Source organism: bacterium, from assembly GCA_036524115.1.
In the GTDB taxonomy this organism is placed as follows: Bacteria; JAUVQV01; JAUVQV01; order JAUVQV01; family DATDCY01; genus DATDCY01.
Genome location: DATDCY010000315.1, coordinates 51,093 through 74,946, shown reverse-complemented (window position 1 = coordinate 74,946; position 23,854 = coordinate 51,093). Strand labels below are relative to the sequence as shown.

The 23,854-nt window shown below is 70.4% G+C and carries 22 protein-coding genes; 11 read left to right on the top strand and 11 right to left on the bottom strand.

What is annotated here, in order from left to right:
- The first annotated feature begins 1 nt into the window (after window position 1).
- The 4 genes from VI078_15170 to VI078_15155 all read left to right on the top strand — a co-directional run bounded on the left by VI078_15170 (window position 2) and on the right by VI078_15155 (window position 2,665).
- Window positions 2-487 carry a YbgC/FadM family acyl-CoA thioesterase gene (locus VI078_15170; protein HEY6000626.1) on the top strand — a complete coding sequence of 162 codons (486 nt, stop codon included), beginning with the start codon at window positions 2-4 and terminating at the stop codon, window positions 485-487.
- 20 nt (window positions 488-507) lie between these two features.
- On the top strand, window positions 508-1,995 hold the full coding sequence (locus VI078_15165; GenBank protein HEY6000625.1) for a polyketide synthase dehydratase domain-containing protein: 1,488 nt from the start codon (window positions 508-510) through the stop codon (window positions 1,993-1,995).
- A gap of 112 nt (window positions 1,996-2,107) precedes the next feature.
- Window positions 2,108-2,371 carry a type II toxin-antitoxin system Phd/YefM family antitoxin gene (locus VI078_15160; GenBank protein ID HEY6000624.1) on the top strand — a complete coding sequence of 88 codons (264 nt, stop codon included), beginning with the start codon at window positions 2,108-2,110 and terminating at the stop codon, window positions 2,369-2,371.
- A 12-nt stretch (window positions 2,372-2,383) separates the two neighbouring features.
- Window positions 2,384-2,665 (top strand): type II toxin-antitoxin system RelE/ParE family toxin, encoded by a 282-nt coding sequence (locus tag VI078_15155; GenBank protein ID HEY6000623.1) that lies wholly within the window; start codon window positions 2,384-2,386, stop codon window positions 2,663-2,665.
- Between the two features lie 66 nt (window positions 2,666-2,731).
- Here the strand turns inward: VI078_15155 and VI078_15150 are convergent, their stop codons facing one another.
- The gene (locus tag VI078_15150; GenBank protein ID HEY6000622.1) at window positions 2,732-3,847 is read right to left on the bottom strand and encodes a Fic/DOC family N-terminal domain-containing protein; all 1,116 of its coding nucleotides are present in this window, start codon (window positions 3,845-3,847) and stop codon (window positions 2,732-2,734) included.
- Window positions 3,848-4,016: 169 nt separating this feature from the next.
- Window positions 4,017-4,433 carry a hypothetical protein gene (locus VI078_15145; GenBank protein HEY6000621.1) on the bottom strand — a complete coding sequence of 139 codons (417 nt, stop codon included), beginning with the start codon at window positions 4,431-4,433 and terminating at the stop codon, window positions 4,017-4,019.
- Window positions 4,434-4,470: 37 nt separating this feature from the next.
- Here VI078_15145 and VI078_15140 point away from each other — a divergent pair, with 37 nt between their 5' ends.
- A complete protein-coding gene (locus tag VI078_15140; protein HEY6000620.1) occupies window positions 4,471-5,442 on the top strand; it encodes a class I SAM-dependent methyltransferase in 972 nt (323 codons plus the stop codon).
- Here VI078_15140 and VI078_15135 read toward each other — a convergent pair.
- On the bottom strand, window positions 5,439-6,515 hold the full coding sequence (locus VI078_15135; GenBank protein HEY6000619.1) for a radical SAM protein: 1,077 nt from the start codon (window positions 6,513-6,515) through the stop codon (window positions 5,439-5,441). The two genes, VI078_15140 and VI078_15135, sit on opposite strands and share 4 nt — an antisense overlap.
- A gap of 256 nt (window positions 6,516-6,771) precedes the next feature.
- On the opposite strand from VI078_15135, the gene VI078_15130 reads away from it, so the two are divergent.
- Genes VI078_15130 through VI078_15120 form a run of 3 tightly spaced genes read left to right on the top strand, consistent with a single transcriptional unit; the run spans window position 6,772 to window position 9,236 of the window.
- Window positions 6,772-7,713 carry an ABC transporter ATP-binding protein gene (locus VI078_15130; GenBank protein ID HEY6000618.1) on the top strand — a complete coding sequence of 314 codons (942 nt, stop codon included), beginning with the start codon at window positions 6,772-6,774 and terminating at the stop codon, window positions 7,711-7,713.
- On the top strand, window positions 7,701-8,897 hold the full coding sequence (locus tag VI078_15125) for an ABC transporter permease (protein ID HEY6000617.1): 1,197 nt from the start codon (window positions 7,701-7,703) through the stop codon (window positions 8,895-8,897). The genes VI078_15130 and VI078_15125 overlap by 13 nt, the downstream gene beginning before the upstream one ends.
- A gap of 57 nt (window positions 8,898-8,954) precedes the next feature.
- On the top strand, window positions 8,955-9,236 hold the full coding sequence (locus VI078_15120; protein HEY6000616.1) for a phosphopantetheine-binding protein: 282 nt from the start codon (window positions 8,955-8,957) through the stop codon (window positions 9,234-9,236).
- On the opposite strand, the gene VI078_15115 is transcribed toward VI078_15120, so the two are convergent.
- From VI078_15115 to VI078_15100, 4 genes are read right to left on the bottom strand one after another with little or no spacing between them, the layout of a single operon-like run.
- Window positions 9,229-10,227 carry a BtrH N-terminal domain-containing protein gene (locus VI078_15115; protein HEY6000615.1) on the bottom strand — a complete coding sequence of 333 codons (999 nt, stop codon included), beginning with the start codon at window positions 10,225-10,227 and terminating at the stop codon, window positions 9,229-9,231. The two genes, VI078_15120 and VI078_15115, sit on opposite strands and share 8 nt — an antisense overlap.
- Before the next feature lies 1 nt (window position 10,228).
- On the bottom strand, window positions 10,229-10,642 hold the full coding sequence (locus tag VI078_15110; GenBank protein HEY6000614.1) for a hypothetical protein: 414 nt from the start codon (window positions 10,640-10,642) through the stop codon (window positions 10,229-10,231).
- Window positions 10,643-10,652: 10 nt separating this feature from the next.
- A complete protein-coding gene (locus VI078_15105) occupies window positions 10,653-11,804 on the bottom strand; it encodes a beta-ketoacyl-ACP synthase III (GenBank protein HEY6000613.1) in 1,152 nt (383 codons plus the stop codon).
- Between the two features lie 8 nt (window positions 11,805-11,812).
- Window positions 11,813-12,769 carry a dialkylresorcinol condensing enzyme gene (locus tag VI078_15100; GenBank protein ID HEY6000612.1) on the bottom strand — a complete coding sequence of 319 codons (957 nt, stop codon included), beginning with the start codon at window positions 12,767-12,769 and terminating at the stop codon, window positions 11,813-11,815.
- 173 nt (window positions 12,770-12,942) lie between these two features.
- Here VI078_15100 and VI078_15095 point away from each other — a divergent pair, with 173 nt between their 5' ends.
- Complete coding sequence (locus VI078_15095; GenBank protein HEY6000611.1) at window positions 12,943-14,322, top strand: AMP-binding protein; 1,380 nt, start codon at window positions 12,943-12,945, stop codon at window positions 14,320-14,322.
- Here the strand turns inward: VI078_15095 and VI078_15090 are convergent.
- On the bottom strand, window positions 14,319-15,950 hold the full coding sequence (locus VI078_15090; protein ID HEY6000610.1) for an AMP-binding protein: 1,632 nt from the start codon (window positions 15,948-15,950) through the stop codon (window positions 14,319-14,321). The two genes, VI078_15095 and VI078_15090, sit on opposite strands and share 4 nt — an antisense overlap.
- 22 nt (window positions 15,951-15,972) lie before the next feature.
- Window positions 15,973-16,557, bottom strand: coding sequence for an outer membrane beta-barrel protein (locus tag VI078_15085; protein ID HEY6000609.1), 585 nt, complete (start codon window positions 16,555-16,557; stop codon window positions 15,973-15,975).
- A 234-nt stretch (window positions 16,558-16,791) separates the two neighbouring features.
- Here VI078_15085 and VI078_15080 point away from each other — a divergent pair, with 234 nt between their 5' ends.
- Window positions 16,792-18,189, top strand: coding sequence for a pentapeptide repeat-containing protein (locus VI078_15080; GenBank protein HEY6000608.1), 1,398 nt, complete (start codon window positions 16,792-16,794; stop codon window positions 18,187-18,189).
- Between the two features lie 74 nt (window positions 18,190-18,263).
- Here VI078_15080 and VI078_15075 read toward each other — a convergent pair whose 3' ends face one another.
- Complete coding sequence (locus tag VI078_15075; protein HEY6000607.1) at window positions 18,264-21,185, bottom strand: M28 family peptidase; 2,922 nt, start codon at window positions 21,183-21,185, stop codon at window positions 18,264-18,266.
- 2 nt (window positions 21,186-21,187) lie between these two features.
- Window positions 21,188-21,625, bottom strand: a complete 438-nt coding sequence (locus VI078_15070) for a GNAT family N-acetyltransferase (protein HEY6000606.1) — start codon at window positions 21,623-21,625, stop codon at window positions 21,188-21,190.
- 231 nt (window positions 21,626-21,856) lie between these two features.
- Here VI078_15070 and VI078_15065 point away from each other — a divergent pair, with 231 nt between their 5' ends.
- A complete protein-coding gene (locus VI078_15065; protein ID HEY6000605.1) occupies window positions 21,857-23,830 on the top strand; it encodes a FecR family protein in 1,974 nt (657 codons plus the stop codon).
- Window positions 23,831-23,854 lie beyond the last annotated feature (24 nt).

Below are 23,854 nucleotides of genomic sequence, written 5' to 3'. Positions count from 1 at the left end.
CGTGCGACCGAAGCCGTTTCGCCCCGAGCCCCTCGACGGCGATGCCGCCGCGAACTACGTGCGCGACCGCACCAGCGGCCTGGTGTGGCACCGCTGCCAGCTGCGCACCTTGTATGCCGACACTGACCGCTCCCAGGTGGTCTACCACTCGAACTACCTGCGCTACTTCGAGTTCGGGCGGGCCTCGCTGATGCGCGACTCCGGCTACACCTACAAGGACGTCGAGGCGAGCGGCTTCGTCTACCCGATCATCGCCACGGGGCTGGAGTACTTCAGCCCGCTGACCTACGACGACGCGATGTACATCCACACGCGTCCGTCCACGCTCGAGCGGGTCAAGGCACAGTTCGATTACGTCATCACCCACGCCGAGGGCGGCGCCCTGGCGTGCACCGGCTTCACGCGGCACTGCGCGGTGAACGCCAGGGGCATCCCGGTGGGCATCGACGAGAAGACCCTGGAGTTGTGGGCGCGCTTCCCCCGCTAGGTCCCGACGGCCGCCTGGCCGTGACGATCCCGGTCGAGCCCGCCTGGGCCGACCACCGCTTCCAGGGGCGGGCCGTGCTCCCGGCCGTGGAGGCCATGCAGCTGCTGGCGGGCTGGGTCCGCGAGCGCGAACCGGGCCGGCCGGTGCGCCGCCTGCGCAACGCGACCTTCGACAAGTTCCTCGAGCTGCCAAGCGGCGGAGGCCCGATCGCGGCCTGGTGCGAGCTGCGCCCGCTGGACGACGGCTCCCTGCGCGCCGCGCTGCTCACGCGGACGGCGGCCGGGTCCTCCGGCATGACGCGCACGCGGGTTCATGCGCAGGTCGAGTTCGTCGCCGAAGAGCGGCCGGAGATCCCGGCGGCCCTGGACCTCGCCGCCGCGCTCGCGGGCCGCTGCCTCACGGTGGAGCCGGAGGCGATCTACCGGGACCTCGTCCCGTTCGGCCCCGCGTTCCGGACGATCGCCCGCCCCCTGTTCGTCTCGCCCGAGGGGGCGCTCGCGGTGATCGACGCCCCCGCGCGCAGCCAGGACGCGCCCGAGCCGCCCCTCGGCTCGCCCTTCGTGCTCGACGCCGCGCTGCACGCCGCCTGCGTCTGGAGCCAGCGGCACGCGGGGATCGTGGCCTTTCCCGTGGGCTTCCGCCGGCGGGAGATCGTGCGGCCCACGGAGGGCGGCACCTACGTGAGCCGGATCTTCCCCGTGGGGGCCGCCGCGGGCGTGCTGACCTTCGACATCTGGATCCTGGACATGGCGGGCCAGCCGTGCGAGGTGCTCCACGGGGTGACCATGCGCGACGTGAGCGGCGGGACGCTGCAGCCGCCGGCGTGGGTCCGCGCCGGGGCGGAGGAGGATCCCCTCGGACCGATCGCCCGGGGATGCGCCGCCGTGGTCCTCATCGAACAGGCCACGCTGATGCCCTTTGCGGAGCAGTGTCTCACCGAGACCGAGCGCCTGCGCACGGCCGGGATGGGCGAGCGGCGCCGGACCTCGTATTGTTCTTCACGCCTCGCGTGCAAACGCCTCTTCCGCCGGCTGACCGGCGATGAGCGCACCCCCGCGACCGCCATCCACACGCTGGACGGGGACGGCGTCAGGCCGCTGGCCGGCGGGACGGGCCTGCGCTGCAGCGTGTCGCACGACCGGCGCTTCACCATCGCCGTGGCCGCGGAGACGGCCGTCGGCGTGGACGTGGAAGCGCTCCAGGACCGTCTTCTCGAGAACCTCCCGCTCTACGCCGACGATGCGGAGCAGACGCTGGTCGCGTCGTCGCAGCTCGGCGCGATCGCGGCGGCCGCGCGCGTCTGGACCGTCAAGGAGGCCGCCGCCAAGGTACTGGGCATCGACCTCGCCGTTGCCTGGGGACAGGTGCGCGTGCTGGAGATCGGGCCGGAGGAGAGCCGCGTCGCCCTTGGCGCGGGACCGTCGGTCGCAGCCCGCCACGCGGAACTCGACGGGCACGTGATCACGCTGCTGCGCCGGGGGGACGTCCCCGGCGAGGAAGCCGGCTAGCGGGAGACCGAGAGGTACGTTTCTTGGTGATGGCAGACTGGACCCGCCCGTTGACAAGCCATCCCCCCCAGCCTACATTGGTCATAATTCTGACCATACAGGAGCGTGTGCGATGAAAACGGTCCCGCTCTCCGAGGCCAAGGCTCGGCTCAGCGCCCTGCTCGACGCGGTCGAGGGGCACGACGAGGAGATCGTCATCACCCGCAACGGGCGGGCGGCCGCGGTTCTCGTGAGCCCGGATGATTTCGAGAGCTGGAAGGAAACGGCTGCGGTCCGGGCAGATGCGGATCTCGTCGCCGAAATCCGCCGGGGACTCTCTGCCCTCAAGCGCGGCAAAGCGACGTTGTACACACTGGACGAACTATTCGCCGACTGACCCTTCATCCTCATGCGTCGACTCAGGATCCCCGATGACGTCGCCGCACTGATCCGGGGGCTTCACCCCGACCTGAAGCGCAAGATCCGGTCAGCCCTCGACGACCTGCTCGACGACCCGACCATCGGCAAGGCGCTTCGCGATGAGCTTGGGGGTCTGCGGAGTTGTCGCGTCGCCCGGTTCCGGATCATCTACCGGGTCGCCGGGACGGTGATCGAGATCGTCGCCGTCGGCCCACGCCGGACGATCTACGAGGAAACCTGGAGGAAGGTTCGCAAACCCCCTGCCGGTTAGCGGCTCCTACACGTTCTGCGTCGGCTCCACCAGATGAGCCGTCTGGCCATGAGTTCTTCTCGTTGGCTACATCCGGAAGACGGGCTTTCCCTCACAGAGGTTCACGAGTTCCGCGAGCGCCAGGATTTGCGGCCGTCGCCCGCTCCCCTCCCGCACCACCGTGAGGATGCCTGCCTCACGGAGCTTCCGCAGGAGGTTCATGACCATCGGCTTGCTCGGCATGGCTGCGGCGCCTGTCACGCTGCTGCTCGAGAAGACCGGCTGCCGGAAGAGCCGGTCGAGAAGCGGAATCGCGTACTGCGAGTGCGTGAGGCCGAGCACCTGGACCTTGAGCCTCTCATAGAGGGCGAGAATGCCACGCGCCTTGTCGGCGTTCTCGCGGGCTTGTTCGACGAGCGCGCCGAGGAAGAAGCGCACCCAACGATTCCAGCTTTCCGGGCCGTTCAAAGCACGCAGATGAGCGATGTACTCGTCCCGGTGCTCTTCAAGGTAGCCCGAGAGATAGAACATCGGGCGGGAGAGAATCTTGCGCTCGTAGAGGAAGAGCGGCACGAGGATGCGTCCGATTCTGCCATTGCCGTCCGAGAAGGGGTGAATTATCTCGAACTGGGCGTGGACGATCGCCAATTGAACGAGGGCATCGCGTTCCTCGGCGTGGTAGTACCTCTCCCAGTTGTCGAGGCATTCCAGCAGCAGCCCCGGCTCGGGCGGAATGAACGCGGCCTGCTCAATGGGTGCGTTGCGCGCGCCAATGTAGTTCTGTGTCGTACGGAAGCGCCCCGGCTCCCGGTTGCGGCCCCTGACGCTGTCGAGGAGAATATCGTGCAGCTCCTTGAGCAGATTGAGGTTGAAGGGGCGGCCGACAAGCTCCTCCTCCGCACGGCGCAGGGCGCGCCGATAATTGATGATCTCCTGAATGTCCTGGCGCTTCGACTCTTCGACGATTTCGGCCCCGGCCTCGAACTCGAGCACTTCGTTGAGCGTGGCCCGCGTCCCCTCGATGCGGGAAGAGAGGACGGCCTCGTTGGTCGTCAGCGGCGAGAGCAGGACCTGCGGCTCCGGGACGCCGTGGAGAATGCCTTCGTAGAGGGCAAGGGCGCGATTGGCCGCGGCAATTGGGGGGATCAGATCGCCCCAGCCCAGGCTTGCCAGGGGAAGCTTCTTTGGGATCGCCGGTTTCAAACCATCCTCCTTGCGGAAATCATTGTAGCCGAAAGATGGTTTGTGTAAAGAGATATTGGCTGTGCTTTACACAAGTGAGTTTGTGGTGAGCGGGCAGTACACAAAGACAACTACTTAGGATTCTTGTGGATTTCCTTCTCCAGGCAGAAGCCTGCGATAGTCTGCGCCGCTACGTCTCCGAGAAGCCCGGCGCCGCGCTGGGATAGCGCGCGAGCAGCTTGCGCATCACGGCCCGGGCGGCGCAGCGCAGGAAGATGGGCGCGTAGTGATTCCCGGCGAAGTACATCCCCAGCATGAACACCAGGTGCGAGAGGCCGTACACGAGCGGGCCGCCCACCACGACGATGGCCATGCGCTGGAAATGGGCGGCGAGCAGCCCGAGCAGTGCCACGGCCGGCCAGCCGATGATATAACTGAAGCCGATGAGCGCGACGCCCAGGATCACCGCGGGAGAGGGCTTGCCCCGCAGGGCGCCGAGATCCGCCGCCTCGCCTTCCATGGCGGTGCGCACGAAGCGCGTCCGGGCCAGCCGGGCCACGAGCCGGCCGCCGAGGGGGCGCGAGACGTTCAAGTTCCCGGAGGCCATCGGCTAGAACCTAGCCGAGCCGCGGCCAACAATCAAGGTGGAGCCCAGGACCTTCGCCGGGCTGCTGGCGGCCGTCGGCTCGATCGGCGTCGCTCTGCTGTCCGTCCTCCTGCTCGATGTGCGCCTGACCCTCCTCGCGCTCGTGCCGGTCGTGCTCGCCACGGCCGGGACGCTCGGGGCCCTGGCCCTGCTCGGGCGGGCGATGGACTTCCCTGGGCAGATCCTGACGCTGGTCGTCCTGGGCGCCAGCGCGATCTGGTCGCTGCTCGCGGCGCGATCGTACCAGCGCCACGGCGCGGCCCGGCACCCGGCGCTCGCGCGCGTTCTCCGCAGCCTCGAGGGACGGCCGCGGACGCCGCCGCCCGCGGCCAGCCTGGAGGAGCGCATCCGCGCCCGCTATGCGCGCCTGGAACCGAACGCCCGGCTGTTCGTGCGCTTCAAGCTGAAGCTCGACCCGCTGTTCCGCGAACTGGCGGGCCGGCCGATTTTCGCCGCGCCGCCCCGCGTGCTGCTGGACATCGGCACCGGCAACGGCGTGCCGGCCTGCTGGCTGGCAGAGACCTTCCCCGGCGTGCACCTCTACGGCATCGACCCCCTGGCCGAAGGAGTGCGCGTGGCGGCCCGCGCCCTCGGCGAGAGCGGGACGATCGTCCGCGGGGCCGCTCCGGATCTCCCGCCGTCTCCGATGGGCGCGGACGGCGCCTTCATGCTGGACATGCTGCACTACCTGGACGACGCGCAGCTCGGGCTCACGCTCTCGCGGCTCCGCGAGCGCCTGGCCGCGGGCGCGCCGCTGGTCATCCGCGCGGTGATGCTCCCGACCCGCAGCTGTCCCTGGTCCTGGTGGGCCGACCGGCTGATCAACAACCTCCGCGGCCTGCGGACGTGGTTTCGGCCGGAGGAGCAGCTTCGCGCGATCCTGGCCGCCAACGGGTTCGAGACGGAGGGCACCGTCCCCTCGGGGACGAAGGGCGAGATGCTGTGGCTGTACGCCCGCCGCCGGGCCTAGCGGGCGTCCCGTGAGCCGGCGGCTCGACGCTCCTCCCGCCAGTTGCGCCAGCAGAGCGGATCGGACGCCAGGTAGTCGCTGGTGATCTGGAAGGCAGCGCCCCGGCAGCCGTAGCAGACATCCGCGCGGTCGCAGGTGCTGCAGCCGCCCTTGATCGTCTCGCGGTAGTTCTTCAGGTCCCTGAGCACCTGGCTGCCGGCGAGGATCTCGGCCAGCGGCTGCTCGCGGATGTTCCCGAGCGCGATGGCGACGCCGACGCAGGGCATGACGTCGCCCCGGGCGGTCACGACGCACGAGTACTGGTGGCGCATGCACTGGCCGCCGACGAGGGGCGGCTGGATCTCCCAGCGGTGGCCGAAGAGGCGCTCGTCCAGGTCGGCAATCGTGCGGAAGAACGCCTCCAGCTCGGGGGGGTGCACGTCCAGCCACGGGTTGTCCAGGGCGTTGGCCTGGGGCGTGATGATCTCGAAGTACGGCAGGATCCCCTGCTCCCGCGCCCACTGCCAGAGGCGCGGCAGGTCGGCGATGTTCTGCCGGCAGATCACGGAGCTGATCGCGAGCTGGTGCCCCGCATCGGGATAGCCGAGGGCCTTGAGCCGCTCCAGCGCCGCGCCGATGATGCGGTGCGCGCCGTCGCGCCCCGAGAGCCGGTCCTGCAGCGCCGGGTCGAAGGCGTTCATCTTCAGGGCCACCCGCACCTGGTGGCGGTGCAGCATGCGGGCGAACTCCCCGGTGATCCCCGTGCCGTTGGTGAACAGCTCGACCTCCAGGCCGTTCTCCCGCATGAACGCGATCAGCTCCGGCGTGGCGGGGTAGATCGTCGGCTCGCCGCCGAGCACGATGATCCTGCTCGCGCCGAGCGCCTTGGCCTGGAGGATGGCCGAGCGGATCTCCTCCACGGAGAGCTCGTCGGGCGCCTGCTCCTTCCCGGGCACGTAGCAGTACGGGCAGCGGAAGTTGCAGCGCAGGCTGAACTCGATCTCCATCGTCAGCAGGCGGCCCGCGCGGGCGGCCGCGGCGATGACGTCGGGCGGGAACTCGGAAGAGCCGGTGGGCAGGGGGTGTCGGCTCACTGCGGTGCTTCTCGTCCTGTCAACATGGCGCCACGAATGCCAGAAAGTAGGGGAATCACCCGCGCCTGTCAAGCGCGTCGCGGCATGTGCCGCTCGCGAGTCCCCGACGGCCGGCCCGACTTGACTTCGGCCGGCGCTCTCCCGATACTCGGGCCCGAAATGGTGACCCCCTTCTGAGCCAGCCCGACCGGTGGCTCCGACCGTCGACGCCAGCCCCATGACACCCGGTTCCCGACCCATCGTCGAGCTGTCATCCGTGTCGAAGACCTACCGGCGCGCGGACGGGCCCGCCCTCGACGGGATGAGCCTTTCCATCGGACGGGGGAGCTTCTTCGGCCTCCTCGGCCCGAACGGCGCCGGCAAGACCACGCTCCTCTCCATCCTCTGCACGTTGATCCGGCCTGATTCGGGCACGGTCTCGATCGACGGGCATCCGCTTTCGGAGCGCCCTTCGGCGATCAAGGCCACGCTGGGATACGTGCCCCAGGACATCGCGCTCTACCCCACCCTGTCCGCGCGCGAGAACCTGGCGTTCTTCGGCGCCATGCAGGGACTGCGGGCGCCGGCGCTGGCGAAGGAGATCGAGCGCTGCCTGGATATAGCGGACCTCCACGACCTCGCGGACAGGCGGGTCCGGACGCTCTCGGGCGGACAGAAGCGCAGGCTGAGCCTCGCCGTCGGGCTGATCCACAACCCGCGGCTGCTCCTTCTGGACGAGCCCACCGTCGGCATCGACCCGCCGTCCCGGCACTTTCTCTACGACAGCCTCAAGCGCATGAACGCCGAGGGGATGACGGTCCTCTACGCGAGCCACTACCTGGAAGAGGTGGAGTACCTGTGCCAGGAGATCGCGATCCTGGACCGGGGGCGGCTGATCGCCACCGGACCGGTGAGGGAGCTGCTCGCGCGCTTCGGGCACGACGTCATCGCGATCAGGACGGCTGCGCCGGTCCCCGACGCCGTCGTGCGCGAGGCCGGCGGCCTGCCGTCCGTCCGGGAGGCGCGCTGGCGGGACGGCGCGCTGACGCTGATCAGCGCCTCGCCGGCCAGGACGACCCGCAACGCGCTCGCCCTCCTCGAGGAGCGCGGCATCGGCGTGCTGTCGCTGCGCCAGGGCACTGCCAGCCTCGAGGAGCTCTTTCTCTCGCTCACGCAGGGCCGCAGCGGCACCGGGGGACATCCGCCGTGGCACGGCTGATCGCGTCCGTCGTCAAGGAAGCCCGGGTCGTCGCGCGGGACCGCGACGCCCTCGCGGTGCTCTTCCTGATGCCGCTGGCCTTCGTGCTCATCATGTCCCTGGCGCTCGAGGACGTCTTCAAGGAGAAGGGCGGCGGCGCCGTCTTCGCGGGCGCGGTGCTGGACCTGGACGGGGGCGCGGTGGGGACCGCCGTCCTGCGGGGGTTCTCCGGCCTGCCGGGCATCGAGGCGCGCTCCGTGGACGGCACCGAGGCGGACCTCAGGAAGGCAGTGGCGGACGGCCGCTACTCCTTCGGCATCGTCGTCCCTCCCGGTGCGACGGGCGCCGCGATGAGCGCGGGGGGCCGGACCGGGGCCGGAGCCGCGACGCCCGCCGTGTCCCTGCGGCTGCTGGTCGACCCCTCGCTGCGGGGGGATCACCGCGCCCTGGTGGCCTCGGTCCTGAACCAGGCGCTCCTCGGCGTGGAGCTGAAGCTGGCCGGCGAGGCGATCGGCGCCGCGCCTCCGCGCCTGTTCGCGGCGCTGGCGCCGGAGAACGCCTCGGGGAAGTCCGTCGCCCTGCCGACCGCGGTCCAGCAGAGCGTCCCCGCCTATTCCCTCTTCGCGATGTTCTTCGTCGTCGTCCCTCTCTCCGTGGCGTTCGTCAAGGAGCGCCAGGAGGGAACCCTCGTGCGGATCCTGTCGATGCCCGTGTCCGCCTCGACCATGTTGCTGGGCAAGGCAATCCCCTTCTTCGTCATCAACCAGGTCCAGCTCGCCCTCATGCTCCTGACCGGCATCTACATCGTCCCGCTCCTCGGCGGCGATGCGCTGCGCCTGGGCAACTCGCCGGCGGCCCTGGCGGTCGTCGCCACGGGCGCGAGCCTCGCGGCGGTCAGCTACGGCATCATGATCTCGACCTTCTGCCGGTCCGTCGAGCAGGCCGCCACCCTCGGCGGGACGTCGGCGATCATCTTCGGCGCCCTCGGCGGTGTCATGGTGCCGACGTTCGAGATGCCGCGCTACCTGCAGAAGGCGACGGTGCTCTCGCCGATGTCCTGGGGGCTGGAGGCGTTCCTCGACATCTTCGTGCGCGACGGGGGCGTCCGGGAGATACTGCCCAGGGTCGCGGCCCTGGCCGTGTTCTCCCTGGTGTGCGCGTCGGTGGCGGTGGTCCGGTTCAGGTGGATTGCGAGCCGCTCCTGAGCGCGGGGCGGATCGTCGACGAATGGGCGTGAAGGACGTGTCGGGCGGAGGTGCCGTGTGAAGAAGGGCTCCGAGGACGAAGAGCTGAAGTCGAGGCTGAAGGCGCTGATCATCAGGGAGTGCAGGCTCGACATTGCGCCGGAATCCATCCCCGAGGACCTGGCCCTGATCGGGCCGGGATCGACGCTGGAGCTCGATTCGCTGGACACGCTGCAGCTGGTGGTGGCCCTCAAGAAGGACTACGGGGTGCAGATCAACGACCGGAAGGAGGCCATGCGGGTGATGAAATCCCTGAACGCGCTGGCCGACGTCATCCAGCCCGGCGCCCCCGTCACCTGACGATCGTGAGCAGCCGCCGATAGAGGCCCTCTTCCCGGTCCGCGCACTCCACGAGCATCGCGGCGAGCTCGTCGAACGCCGCGTCCCCCCGCACGTGGCCCTTGCAGAGCCGGGCCCCCTGCACCGCGAAGTCCCGCCAGCGGTCCCCCGTCTCGGCCATGGCCCTGCCCTCGTCCCTGAGTGCCGGGAGCCCGGTCACCTCGGCCGCCTCCTGCAGGAACGCTGCGTACATGAAACGGAAGCCCGCCCCGCCCGTGCCGATCTCCTCCTGCATCCGGACGACGGTCCCCACGTTCAGGACCGCATCCGCGTAGTCCTGCTTCGCCGGCCACCGCCGCATCCGGCGCGCCAGGTACCTGATGCCGCGCACGCCGATGAACGGCAGCGTCGCGGTCATGCGCCTGCAGGTGAAGCGGATGCTCTTCCTGACGGCGCGGTCCAGGTCGAAGTCCCGCGGAATGCGCTCCGGGTAGAAGAGAAGCCCCCTGGGCGCGAACAGTCCCTTCGCAAAGCGCGCCCGCGCGAGGTCCGCCGCCGGGCAGCGCTCGACGTGGTCGAACACGGGGTCGCTGACCAGGTACTCGCCGCCTTCCCTGTCGAAGACCACCAGGTGGTGCGCGTTGAAGCGAAAGCGCATCTCCCTCGGGAAGTACGGGAGACAGTAGACGCTCGCCCTCAGTCCGACGGAGTTCCCGGCCGCCAGGAGGGCATCGAGCTTCTCTTCGCCCTGCGACTCGCTCCGGAAGCGGTGCGTCCGCATGCGGATCCCCAGCCGCGCGCACACCCTGCGCACGATCGCCCCTGGCGCGTCGCGGTACGCCGTGAGCGGCACGCCCCCCACGCGCACGAATGGCGCGTGGACGAAGAAGACGCCCCCGCCGAGGCCGAAGACCATGGGCTCGCTCAGGTCGAGTCCGCGGTCCCTCAACAGCGCGGACAGCGCCCCGGTCTCGCAGTGCCCCGAATGGCGGTGATCGAAGGCCCGGGCCACCTCAGGGGCCGCACCCTTCCTCGTCGGGCAGGCTTCGCAGCTCTTCGACGGAGATGCGCAGGGCCGCCGCGTACCGTTCCAGGGTGGCGCGGTCCAGGGCGGCGAAGTGCCGCGGCTTCAGGTGCCGCCTGACCTGGAACTTCCAGAGGCCGGTCGTCGAGGCGAGCAGGCCGGCGTCCATCATCGCGCTCTCCATGTGGTACTTGAGCGGGCTCGCCGCGCCCTCGCGCACCTCGCGCCGCACCTCGCGGAGCCTGCGCCGGATCTGGTCGTGGGCCTGGGAGTTGACGATCCGCTCGACCTCCCAGCCGCTGCTCGCGACGACCACATACCTGCCGCTCTCGTCCTCGGCATAGCAGGCGCGCCGGCCGTGGCCGGAGATCCATTCCTCCTGCGGGACGTCCTCGGCCTTCACCGGCGGCCCCTCACACCACGGTCAGCAGCATGTAGCCGACCGAGAACCGGGCGCTCTCCGGGACGAGGCAGAGCAGGCGGTCCCCACGCTTGAGCCGGCCCGAGTAGAAGAGCTCCTCGAGGATCAGGTAGATGGCGGCCGAGCCGACGTTGCCCTTGGCGGGAAGGTTGCTGAACCACCGCGCGAAGTCGATCGGGAAGCCGGCCGCCGCGAACGCGGCGTGCAGCCGGGGCCTGAAGTACTCCGACGAGTAGTGCGGGAGAAACCAGGTGACGTCGCCCGCCGCGAGCCCCCGCTTCCCGGCCACCTCCAGCAGGACCTCCGTCGCCACGGCGACCATGTGCTCATCCAAAAGCCGCGCATCCTGCTTGAGCGCGAGGAAGTGCTCCTTCACGATCCGCGCGGGCTGGTCGACCGAGCGCATCCCCTCCAGCGAGCCGTCCTCGCGTTTCACGGCGCCGGCGTACATGCACACGGGCAGGCGGCCCGCGTACGATCGGGTCTCGATCCAGTCCACGGCGAGGGCCAGCCGGTCGGGGGCGCGCCTGTTTGTCAGCAGCGCGGCCCCGGCCCCGTCGGAGAGCATCCACCGCAGAAAGTCCTTCTCGAACGCCAGGGAAGGCCGCTTTTCCAGCTCGTCGACACCGGCGCCCTCGTCGCACCAGAACGTGGACGCCTTCATCACGCTCGATGCGAACTCCGACCCGGTCGAGACGGCCCTCCCGACGAGCCCGGCGGCGACGGTCATCCAGGCGTACTTCATCGCCGCCAGGCCGCAGAGACAGACGCCGGACGTGGTCACCACCTCCCGCGGCGGCAGGGCAAGCTCCCCCTGGACCATGCAGCCGTGGGAGGGCTGGATCTGGTCGGGGCTCGACGTGCCGCAGCAGAGGCAGTCGATGTCGTCGAGCCCGATGCCGCTCCTGGCGACCAGCGCCCGCACCGCCTCGGCCGTCATCCGGGCGTTGGTGTGGGTGAAGGCCCCGGACGCCGGGTCGACGGCGTAGTGGCGGGTCCTGATGCCGTTGTTGCGCAGCACGATCGCGCGGGCGCGCGACTTGCGGCCGCCGACCATCCCGAGGACATCCTCGATCCTGTCGTTCGCGACGGGCGCGTTCGGCAGGAAGGAGCCGAAGTCGGTGATGAAGACCGGGTTCGCCATGTCCTCGCTCACGCGCTGCCAAAGGATTGCACGCGCTCGGTGGAGGAGCCGGAGGGTCCCTCCAGGCGCGCGACCTCGGCATCCAGCCTCCGTCGGAGAAACGGCCGGAGAACCGCCCGCACCACGATCCCCAGGGGGACGACGGTCAGGATCAGGCACACGAGGAACACGACGTAGACGACGAGCGCCACCCGCCGCAGCGGCGCGGCCGGCGGGCCGAGGGCCCTGAGGAGCCGGCCCCACGCGCGGAAGCTCCTCTGGCCCATCCGCTCGCTCATGATGTACGCCGGATTCACCCGCACGGCGCCGAGGCCCGCGAGCATCGATTCGCGGACCGGGCCGTCTCCCGTCTTTCGCAACCCGTCCGCGAGCGCCCTGCCGAACCGCGCCGCCCCTTCGATGTCCTGGCGGCTCACGCCCGCGCCGGGAAAGATGCCCCAGAAGGGCCCCTTGCGCCCGGTGAGCAGCCAGCGCGGCGTCGTGACGAAGGTGGTCCACGGCGAGCCCCGGTCGACGAGGGCCACGTTGTCCACGAGCCGCCCGCCCCGGGCTTCGATCAGCGCCCTCATCTTTTCCTGGGCCGTGAGCCACATGTTCCGGCAGACGATCACCGTGACGACGGGCGCGCCGTCGAGGACGCGCGCGGCCTCCGACTTGAGGAAGCCGGTGACCGGCAGCGACGGCGAGAGGAACCACACCTGGTAGGCGATGACGACGAGGTCGAACCTGCTGTCGGGATCGAAGGCGACCGGCTGCATCGCGGGCGGGTCCAGGAACACCGACTCGGGGAAGACGTCGAAGAACTGCAGCAGCGGCCAGGGAAAGGGGTACGGCCGGACCGGCTTGAGTTCCTCCCACGTGACCTCGATCTCCGGATCGCGCTCGAGGGGGCCGATCATGGACCGGATGGCCGACGTGAGCTGGCCGGTCTGCGAGTAGTGGAGGACGAGGACCCGCTTCCTCATCTCGGCGTGGGCAAGAAGTGGATCCCGGGTCGGACGCGGACGGATCGGCCCTTTCCTGTCACCATTCGGGGGATGTGTATAGCATCTGTGCGCAGGCCGCGCAACCGCGGACGCGGCACGTTGACAGGCGCGGCGTCCAGGTCATAGAGTCTTGCGCCGGGATCATGCCTGCCATGGACGATTCAGCTTCGGACAGCCGGCTGCGGGGGTTGATCGGCCGCCTGCTCGCCGGCCCCGACGACCCCCGGCGGCACTTCGTGATCGGGGGGGCGACGTACGCGGAGGTCCACGCCCTCGCCGCGGGGATCGCGGCGGAGTGCGGGGCCGAGGCGGCGCCACTCTGCCTCTGCGCGCAGGACCGCTCCGTGGTCGCCGCCGCCCTGCTGGCGACCCTGGCCGGCCCCGCGACGCTGGTGCTGCCCCACGCCTTCGACGAGGCGGTGCTGGAGGAGGTGCGGCAGGCGACAGGCTGCGGCACCGTGATCAGCGACGTGCCCCGGCCGGTCCCGGCCGGCGTGCGCATCTGCATCCCGGGCGCGCGCCGCACGCCCCCGCGGCCGTTGGCCGACGCTCCGGGGCGCAAGTCCCCCGGCGATCGCTGGCTGCGGCTGTTCACCGGCGGTTCGACGGGCGCGCCCAAGATGTGGACCAAGACGGTGCGCAACCTCCTGGCGGAGACGTCCGCCATCGTCGGGCGCTACCGGGTCACCGACCGGGACCGCGTCCTCGCGACGGTGAACTCGAACCACATCTACGGGCTGCTCTACGCCGTTCTCACGCCGCTGGCGGCATCCGCGTCGGTCGCGGCCGAGACCCCCACGTTCCCCGCCGAGATCCAGGCCGCCGGCCGCCGGGGCGGGGCGACGATCCTGGTCAGCGTGCCTGCCCACTACCGGGCGCTCAACGGCCAGCCCTGCGACCTGCCGGCGCTGCGCCTGGCGTTCTCCTCCGCCGGCAGCCTCGCGGAAGAGGACGCGCTCGCCTTCAGCGCTCGGACCGGCGCGCCCGTCGCGGAGATCTACGGCTCGACCGAGACCGGCGGCATCGCGGCGCGGGTCCGTCACGCCGGCGAGCGGGACTTCAAGGCCTTCCCCGAGATCGCCGTGCGGCTCAACGAGGGGCGACTGGCCGTGCGCTCCGAGTACCTCTCGCCCGAACTGCCACGGGATGACGACGGCTTCCATCTCACGAGCGATCTGGCGCAGGCCACGCCGGGCGCGCGCTTCGAGCTGCGCGGCCGGGCCGACGGCGTCGTCAAGGTCGGCGGCAGGCGCGTCGACCTGGAGGCGGTGCGCCAGGGTCTCTCGGGTCTGCCGGGAGTCCGCGACGCGGTCGCCCTCGCCCTCCCCGTGGGCAACGGCCGCGAGCACCAGATCGTCGCGGTCGTCGAAGGCGATCCCGCGAGCCTGGACCTCGGGCCGGCCGCGCTGGCCTCCCTGCCGCCCCACGCGCGGCCGCGCGCCGTCAAGGTGCTCGCCAGGATCCCCGTGACCGCCGCGGGCAAGATCGACCGCAAGGCCATCGCGGCCCTCTTCCAGCGGGCGAAGAGCTAGCCCTCCGCCCGCAACTGCCGCCGCAGCGGCTTGCCCACCGGCGACTTGGGGATCTCGTCGACGACGAGCACGCGGCGCGGCACCTTGTGGTCGGGCAGGCGCTGCCGGCAGTGCTCGAGCACCTCGGCGGCGCTCAGCTCGACCTTCTCCCGCGGCACGACCCGCGCGATGACCACCTTGCCGTGCGAGGGGTCCGGGACGCCGACCACCGCGGCATCCGCGACCCCGGGGTGCGCCTTGAGCACCGCCTCCACCTCGCTCGGGTAGACGTTGAAGCCGCTCGTGATGATCAGGTCGTCCCTGCGGTCGACGATGAAGAAGAACCCGTCCGCGTCCATGCGGGCCAGGTCCCCGGTGAAGAGCCAGCCGTCCCTCAGCCGCGAGGTCGACTCCGTGGCGTCGGGCGCCAGCCAGTACCCCGCCATCACCTGCGGCCCGCGCACCGCCAGCTCGCCGACTTCGCCGGTGGGGACCGTCCGCGCGGGGGCGTCGAGGTCCGCGATCCGCGCGTCGATCCCCGGGATCGGGATGCCCATCGACCCTGCCGGGCACGGGCGCGACACGGGCGTCATGTGCGTCGTCGAGGCGGCCTCGGACAGGCCGTACGCCTCGTGGAGCCGGCGGCCGGTGAGCTGATGGAAGCGCTCCTTGAGCTCCGGCGGCAGCGGCGCGCCGCCGCACGAGGGCATCTCGATGGCGGCGAACATCTCGCGCGCCGCCGGGCTGGCCTCGAGGTGCTTCACCAGCACCTTCCAGAGCGCCGGGACGCCGGGCAGCGAGACCACCGGCCGGTGCTTCTCGACCAGCGCGAGCAGCGGCACGATGGCCAGCGGGTCGAAGCGCGGCACGAGCACCATGCGGTAGCCGCGCAGCACGGAGAGCTGGAGCCCGATCGTGAAGCCGAAGACGTGGAAGAACGGCGGCAGGCAGATCACCGCGCCGTTGGCCGCGCCGGCGACCGGCCGAAAGGCCTCGATCTGGTACAGGTTCGCGACGATGTTCCGGTGCGTCAGCTTCACGGCCTTCGGCCTGCCGCTGGTGCCGCTCGTCATCTGCAGCAGCGCGAGGTCCTCCGGCGCCGCCACCGGGGGCAGCGCCGTCGCCGGGTGCGAACGCAGCAGGTCGCCGAGGGGCACCGTCGGCACGCCGGGAGGCGGCAGCTGCCGCTCGAGCCCCGACACCGAGTGCAGGACCAGGTGCTCGATGCCCGAGGCGGCCAGCGCCCCGTGGACGTTCGGCAGGAACACGTCCAGGGTCACGAGGACGCGGGCGCCGGTCGCGCGGGCGATGGCGGCGAACTCCGGCCCCTTGGTCATCGCGCCGACATTCACGATCACGGCGCCGATCTTGTGCGCCGCGGCCGCCGCCAGCGGGTAGGCCGCGGCGTTGGGGAGCATCAGCGCGACGCGGTCCCCCTTCGCGATCCCGAGCGCCCGCAGCCCGTGCGCGACGCGGGTGGCGCGCTCGTCGAGCTGGGCGTACGTCGTATTGTCGTCGCCCGCGCTGAGCGCGACCCAGTCAGGGTGCGCCGCGGCGGTGGCGGCGAGGACCCGGTCGAGCGTGGTCTCCGGGAACGTGAACGGCTCGGGGACCGGGTGGTCGTACTTGTCCTGCCAGGGCCGGCTCATCCGCAGACCGGGCGCCGCCGCGCTAGCGGGGCAGCGAGTAGCTCACGCCCACCGACGTGATGAACTGGTCCTCGACACCGCCCAGCGTGTAACGCACCTCGACGAACGGCACGACCATCAGGTTGAGGTTGAAGCGGCAGCCGGCGAGCACGTTGAGCCCGAAGCCGTCGTTGTCGGTGCGGCGCTCGTACGACCCGACGTAGTAGAGGCCGGAGTACGGGTAGTCGTATTTCTCGTTCGTGTAGTTCAGCCCGCCCCCGACGTAGACCTGGAACGTCTCCGGGATATCCAGCATCCTCAGGTCGTAGATCGCGTTGACGTTGAGGGCCCAGAGCTTCGTCTCGTAGTCGTAGGCGTAGACGCGGCTGAAGGCGTCGGTGTGGTGATCGGTCCCGTCGCTCTCGAAGAAGTAATCGAGCGAGGTCGAGACGCTGAGGTTCTCGACCAGGTGGCCCAGGTCCATCTCCGCGCGCGCGCCGACGCCGAACTCCGAGAAGCTCCCATAGCTGGCCTGCGCGCCGAAGCGCAGTTCCTGGGCGGCCGAGGGTCCGGCGGCAGCCGCGACCAGCGCCACCGCAACGACAACGAGACGCAGCATCTTCTTCATGGCTCGCTCCTTATCCCCGGCAGTTCGCGCCGGATGGCACTGCACCCGCGGTGAATCTACCCTCCCCCTCCCCGGCAGGTCAACACAGTTCGCGCAGCGAGCGACGAACGCGGCGCACGGTGCCGTCGACCGCCAATCCTTACCTTTTCGCGTTGACACTGCGGTATCTCGCGGCCTAGCATCGGTCGTTCCCAGGTACCTTGGCGTTCCGTTGCGTGCAGGAAGGGAGGATCCATGCGGAAGTTCCCGGTGTTTCTGACTGTCTGTTCCCTGCTCCTTCCCCAGATCGCCCACGCCGCCCCCGTCAAGCCGGTGCTGCCCATCAGCGTCAAGACCACGCTCACGGCGGGCAGGACCTACACGTTCACGTTCCGTCTCTTCGACGTGGCGCAGGGCGGGACCGCCCTGTGGGCAGAGTCGAAGCCCTACAAGGTTCCCGCCGACCAGACCGTGGCCCACCGCCTCGGCAGCGTGGACCCGCTCAATGACCTCCCCGAGGCGGCATTCGCCAACCAGCAGCTCTGGGTGGAGGTGAAGGCCGGGGCCTTCCTGAAGCGCATGGCGCTGCCGGTGGTCCCCTACGCCCTGTGGAGCGCCACGAGCGACGTGCCCGGTCTTCCCGGCCCGAAGGGAGACAAGGGCGACCCCGGCATCGCGACGGTGGCCGGGATTCGCTGCCCGGCGCGCTTCGTGCTCAATGGGTTCGACGACGCCGGCAGCCCGATCTGCGTCCTGGCCACCTACAGCCCGAACGTGGACCTTCACGGGGCCGACCTCCACGGATCCGACTTCTCCAGCTACAACCTCGAGCGCGCCAACCTCTCGGGCGCCAACCTCGCCGGCGTCTCCTTCGCCAACGCCAGCCTCAAGGGCGCCAATCTGAGCGGCGCCACCGGGCTCTCGACCGGCCAGTTCCAGGGGATCGGCGAGCTTGGCCTGATGAGCTGCAACCTCGCGGGACTCGACCTGAGCGGCTTCGACTTCAGCGCGCTCAATCTCGACTACGCGAACCTCTCCGGCGCCAACGTCACCGGCGCCACCTTCGCCGGCGCCAGGCTCGTCAGCACGAACCTGACCGGGGCCACCCTCACCGGCGCGAACCTCTCCGGTGCCAGGATCGGAAGCGCGAACCTGACCGGGGTGACGGGGCTGTCCGCCGCTCAGCTCCGCAGCGCGGTCTCCCCGGGAGGGTGCAATCTCTCCGGCCTGGACCTGAGCGGATTCGACTTGAGCGGTCTCGACCTGAACGACGTGAACTTCACGGGCGCCAACCTCACGGGCGCCAACCTCACCGGCGCCACGATCTCCATGGCGAACCTGACGGGGGCGATCGGCCTCACGGCCGCGCAGCTCCGGAGCACCGCGACCAACGGCCTCGCATTCTGCACGCTGTCGGGAATCAACCTGAGCGGCTCCGACCTCAGCGGGATGAATCTCCTGGGTGTGAAGCTTATCGGCGCCAATCTCGCCGGCGCCAACCTCACGGGCACCAACCTCGCCAACGCCGACCTCACGGGCGCCGATCTCACGGGCGCCACGCTCACCGGGGTTCTCTGGCAAATGACCACCTGCCCGGACGGCACCAACAGCGCCACCAACGGGACGACTCCGCAGTCCTGCATCGGGCATTGAGAACACCCTGCTGATCGCTCGTGGCCAGGCCGCCGCCGCACACCCGGCGGCGGCCTGGCCCCGCGGCCCTGTCGTCAGCCCCTGACCAGCTCCACGCGACGGTTCGGGGACGTGCCCGCGACCCGGGCCACCGCTTCGATCGCCACCGCGGCCACCGCGGCGCCATAGTCGAGGTCGATGTTCGCCATCGTGTCGTGGGTGTCGTGATAGCCCTGCCGGCTGATGTCGTAGTTCTCCATGATCAGGACGACCGGGATCCCCGCGTCGGAGAAGATCTGCCCGTCCGTGTTGTAGAGCGTGCTGTGCGGGTCGTGGGGCAGCCGGACCTGGCCGTCGAGAATCGGGTGGGGCGCGAGCGGCGGCACCGCCGTCTCGGTCGCGCCGCGCCTGCCCCGCGGTCGCCCGCGCCTCCCCGGCCGCCGGTTCCAGGACGCAGCCGCTGCGTTCCAGGCCTCGGCCGCCTCGTGCGTCTGGCAGGCCAGTTGGACGGCCCGCCCGCCGGTGCCGGGGGAGATCTGGAAGACGTCCGGCTCCGCGGGGTTGTTGTGAGCCACCATGTCGAGCACGAACACGCCGTCGATGGCGACGCCGGAGAGATCGTGCCAGCGACCGTCGGCACTGCGGACCTGCAGCGTACCGTCCACGAGGCGCTGGCACAGGTGCCGGGCTCCCATGCAGTCCGAAGGGAACTCTTCTCCGGTGAGGTGGATCAGCCAGACGTCGCAGCCGAGGCGCCCTTCGCGGCTCAGCTCCATCAGCACCGGCGCCGCGCCCATCAGCGCCGCGGTCGCCGAATGGTTGTCATCGGCCCCGGCGGCGGCGAGCCGGGCCCCGCCCCCGGCGCCCTCGGCGTAGACGTCCTCCATGTACGCCGTGTCGTAGTGATCGCTCATGATCACGGCGCGGCTGCGGTCGCGCCCGGGAATGACCACGACGAGGTTGCGCTCCTCCGTGAGACCGTGCTGGTTGGCCAGCCACCCGCCCCACCAGTCGAACGCGAAGTCCGTGTGCCAGCGGAACGGCATCTCCCCGACGATGACGCGCCGCCGCAGCCCCTGGCGCGCCGCCACCGCGCGGTAATACGCGAGCAGGTGGTCGCCGAGGGCCTCGAGGTCCCGGTGATGATGGCGCAGGCGGGCGAGGGTCGTCGCGTCGCGCACGCAGTCGGCATTGGCCTTGTTCACGTAGCGCCCGCCGGCAAGGAAGGCAATCCGCCGCCAGTAGGATTCCTCGAATGAACGCCGGGCGGTGCGCCGGTACGTCAGTCCCGCGGGCTCCGTCCTCCGGGTGCGCGCCTGCCCGGTGGTCTCGGGATCGACGCATCCGGCGAGCAGTTCGGCCAGCCTCCCGCCCGTGTCGGCGGCCGCTCGCGCCTGGGAGACGTCCCGGATCCAGTTCTCCAGGTCGCGCCCGCGCGGGAGGTTGACGAGCCGGCGGGCGAAGGGGCGGGAGAGCCTGCGGCCCCCAAGCAGCTCCCGGGCCTCGAGGAGGCTGAGGCTCCGGCACAACGTCTTGTGCTCGTGGACACCGTCCTTGAAGAGGCTCACGGCGTCCCGATAGCCCGGGCGGTCAAGAAGGCGCGGCCACAACTCGAGGTCGCGGCCGTCGCCGCCACCAGTCGCGGTCAGCCAGCCCGCCGGGGCGCCGTCGAGAACCGAAGCGCCGCCGTCCGGCGAAAGGCACGCGACAAGCGGCCGATGCCACACGACCTGATGGGATCCCACCGTCATCGGCGGGTAGAAGAACCGGTAGCCGAAGTGGCCTCCCTCCTTGATGCGCCGAACGGCAGCCTCGATTTCGGGGCGCCCGGCGCTCGGGCCGTCGAGGACGAGCCGGTGCTCCTCGCACCAGATCTGGCTGTTCCGTGCCATCGGCTTGCCGTAGAGCCCGAGGTCCTCGGGACGCGTGCTGAACAGCCCGTGAACCACGCGTTCCTCGCGGGCGCCGATCTCCAGTGCATCCTCGTGGCGGTGCACCCGGGCGTGGCGATGCGTCCGCCGGAAGGTCTCCCGCAGGGGGCCGAGGTCGCCCCGGGGAACCTGCCGGCCGGGCCGCGGCTCGTGGAACCACCCGGACTGCGGCACCCGGATGCCGTGCCAGGCCTCGTGCCGGCGCACGCTGTGGAGAAGGGGAATCTGTCCGGCCGAGGGCAGTTCCTTCCGGAGTGCGCGGGACCCCGGGTCTCCCCAGAAGAGAAGGCTCCCGGGAAACGGCAGCAGCTGGAGAACCCCGCGGAGGTAGGACTCGCGCACCGGCCCGGGCAGCTCGCTGAACGGCTGGAACGCCAGCAGGAACCGAACGCCGGCCAGGCTCATGCCAGGCTGCCACACGAGAGGCGCCGCCCAGCCGGGAAGGGATGTCCCGCTTCCCTCGGGCGACAGCAGCCGGAAACCCGCCCGCCGCAACTCATCCCAGGAATCGACGGACTCGCCATACGCCGTCAGGAGCAGTTCGCGAAAGAAACCCAGCGCGTCCTCCGCGGGAGCTTCCCGGCCCGGAGCGACGAAGAAGCTCTTCCAGAACGGCAGAGCCGGACCGTGTTCGCTGCCGCCAAACAGCGTCCACCGCACCCTGCCCATCTCGTCCTGGGTGCGGGAGAGCGCCAGTGGCAGGATGACAACGTGCGTCGCCGGCCGCGTCGCCTGCAGCCCGGCCGCCAGATCGGACGGCCAGTACGGATTGCCCGCCAGCATCCTGCCGGCCAGGCCGTGTGTGCGTTCGCCGCGGACAAGCTGCCGCAGGGCCCTGAGCACCTGGGCGGCAATGCTCGCCATGCCCGGGCGCAGTTCGAGGTGCTCCTCACGCTCGGAGATCGGCCAGCCGTGGGGGTCGTCCCGTGAGAAGAACAGCGGGTCGACGGCGTTGCGATACGGCTTCACCCCGAGCCGGACCGCCGGCATGAACTCGGAGTACGCCGGGATCGGATAGCTTCCCTCGCCCGCGAAGGCGCCGGCGCCGACGAGGCGCGCCCAGCCGCTCGGTGATCCGGCGTCCACCGCTAGGCGAAGTCCTTCGAGAAGACGAGCTTGTCGTCGCCGACCTTGTAGAAGTCCCTGATGCGGGCCGCCAGCGCATAGCCGCTGCGCTCGTAGAAGCGGATCGTGCCGGCGTACGACTCCTGGGATGACGTTTCGATCAGGAGCTTCCGGCCCCGGCGCCTGCGCACGTCCTCCTCCACCAGGCTGAGCAGCCGCCGGCCGTATCCTTTCCCGTGCGCCGCGCGATGCACCACGATCCAGTAGAGGTCATAGACGCCGTCGGTGAGCGGGGTCGGACCGTAGCACGCGTAGCCCTGCACCCTGGCCGGGGTTTCCGTGCCATCCTCGATCACGACGAAGATGTACCCGCTCTCCTCGCCGTCGGCGAGGGCCTCGTCGACGAGTTCCAGGGCGGTCGCGATCTCCTCGTCGTTGAAGTTCCCGGTGGAGACGACCATCTCCCTGATCCTCGATCGATCCCCCGGTTGAAGCGGCCTTGCCACCATGCAGTCTTCCTCCAGGTACATTCAGCCCCCGAGCGAGGCGCCGATGCCGGCACCAGGACGAGATACTGCCACAAATGGGAGCGCGCGAGAACGGCGCGGGCATGGAGGGAACACCCCATGTTCCTTGCGGCGAAGCCAGCGTACCTTCCGAGGAAGGGCGGCCTTGCGCCGAGGAGGAAGACCATGAAGAGGAAGATCGTTCTCCCATTGTTGGTGAGCATGACGCTGATGCTCGACGCGTCGTTCGCGACCAGCCAGTACCTTCCACGGGCGACGAGTCCAGGCGCGATGGCGGACGCCGCCAGACAGGTCGCCGAGGAGAGTTCCGACGGCCTCGGGCTGGCCTTCGTGACGTACCTGGACGGCAACGCGCTGCTCCGGAGCACGGACGACGAGGACTGGGCCGCCGTGGCGCCGAACCTCTCGCTCCGGGTCGGCGATCGGATCTGGGTGCAGGACGGCGCCAGGACCGAGGTCCGCTTTCCCCTGGGGGCGACGGCCTGGGTGAACTACCAGTCCGAGCTCGACATCACCCGGATGCTTCGAGGCAGCCGGGCCGACACCATCCAGCTGGCGCTGGTCTCGGGCGAGGCGGCCTTCGACGTGACGGGCTTCGACCGGCCCGGCTCCGTCGTCCAGGTGGATCTGCCCAGCGCCTCGATCCGCGCCTTCCGCGCGGCCCGCTTCAGGGTCAACACCCTGCCCGACGGCACGGCCCAGATCGGCGTCGTCAGCGGCACGCTCGCGCTCGAGACCACGGACGGCATCACCGACGTGAGCGCCGGCCGGATGGCCGAACTCCGGCCCGACGGGAGGGTCCTGCTGGACTTCCTGCCGAGCCCCGACGACTGGGACACCTGGATCGCGTCGCGGGCGGACCGGTACGACCAGCCGGCCGCGAGCGGCCGCTATCTGCCGGCGGACCTTTCGCCGTACGCCCACGAGTTCGACTCCTCCGGGCGCTGGGTCAGTGACCAGACCTACGGCTATGTCTGGGTTCCCGCGGTCGACCCGGGCTGGTCGCCGTACTCCAACGGCCGCTGGGTCTGGCAGGCGAACGACTACGTCTGGCTCTCGTATGATCCCTGGTACGCCCCTTTCCACTTCGGCAGGTGGAACTGGAGCGTCTCCTTCGGCTGGTTCTGGGTCGCGCCGCGGGGGAGGGCCTACTGGTCGCCAGGCTACGTCGGCTGGTCGATCCTCGGGGACGATGTCTGCTGGGTGCCGCTCGGGTACAACGAGGTCTACTACGGGTACGGGAACTACGGCCCCGGCAGCGTCAACGTCTACAAGACGACGAATATCAACATCACCAACGTCTACGTCAACAGCACGGTGAACAACGGCGTCGTGGTGGTCCAGCGGGACAACTTCCTGCGGGGCAAGATCAGGCAGGGGCGGATCGCCCCGGCGCGCAACCCGTTCCAGCGGGGCGGCGGCGGCGATCTGAGGGTCATCGGCAGGGCGCCGATTCCGGAGATCAAGCCGATACGGGAGACCCGGCAGCCCAGGCCGGACATACAGATCACCCGGACGTCGTTGCCCCCGGCGCGGCTCGACAAGCAGGCCAGGGACATCAAGATGCGAGTCGTGGCCCCGACCAGGGACAAGTCCGCCTTCCAGCCGGGGAGGAAGCCGCCGGCGCACAGGAACGTCGTGAAGGAGAAGGAACTGGAACAGTGGGCGCCGCCCCCGAAGGCGCCGCCTGCCGCGAGGCCGGAGCCGGCCTTCACGAAACCGGCGCGGCCTCCTGCGCAACGTCCCGCGCAGTATCCGGCGCCGCCGCCCGCAAGACCTGAGCCGGGCTTCACGAGACCAGCGCCGCCGGCCGCAAGACCTGAACCGGGTTTCACGAGACCGGCGTCGCCTCCCGCGAGACCGGAGCCGGGTTTCACGAGACCAGAGCCGCCGGCCGCAAGGCCTGAACCGGGTTTCACGAGACCAGAGCCGCCGGCCGCGGCAGTTCGCGAGCCGCAGCCGCCGGCCGGCCGGCACCAGTTCAAGAGAGTGCCGGAACCGCAGGGTGGTGCGATCGCGCCGCCGGAGCTGCCGACGGTCCCGCCGGGGCCGCGACGCAAGGGCGAGCAGGAAAGACAGCAGCTCCCGGGAGACGAGCGTCAGAGAGGTGGCGGGCGCGGCCCGGGGTCGGCGGAGTGACGCGGGCCACACGGCGGAAGGGAA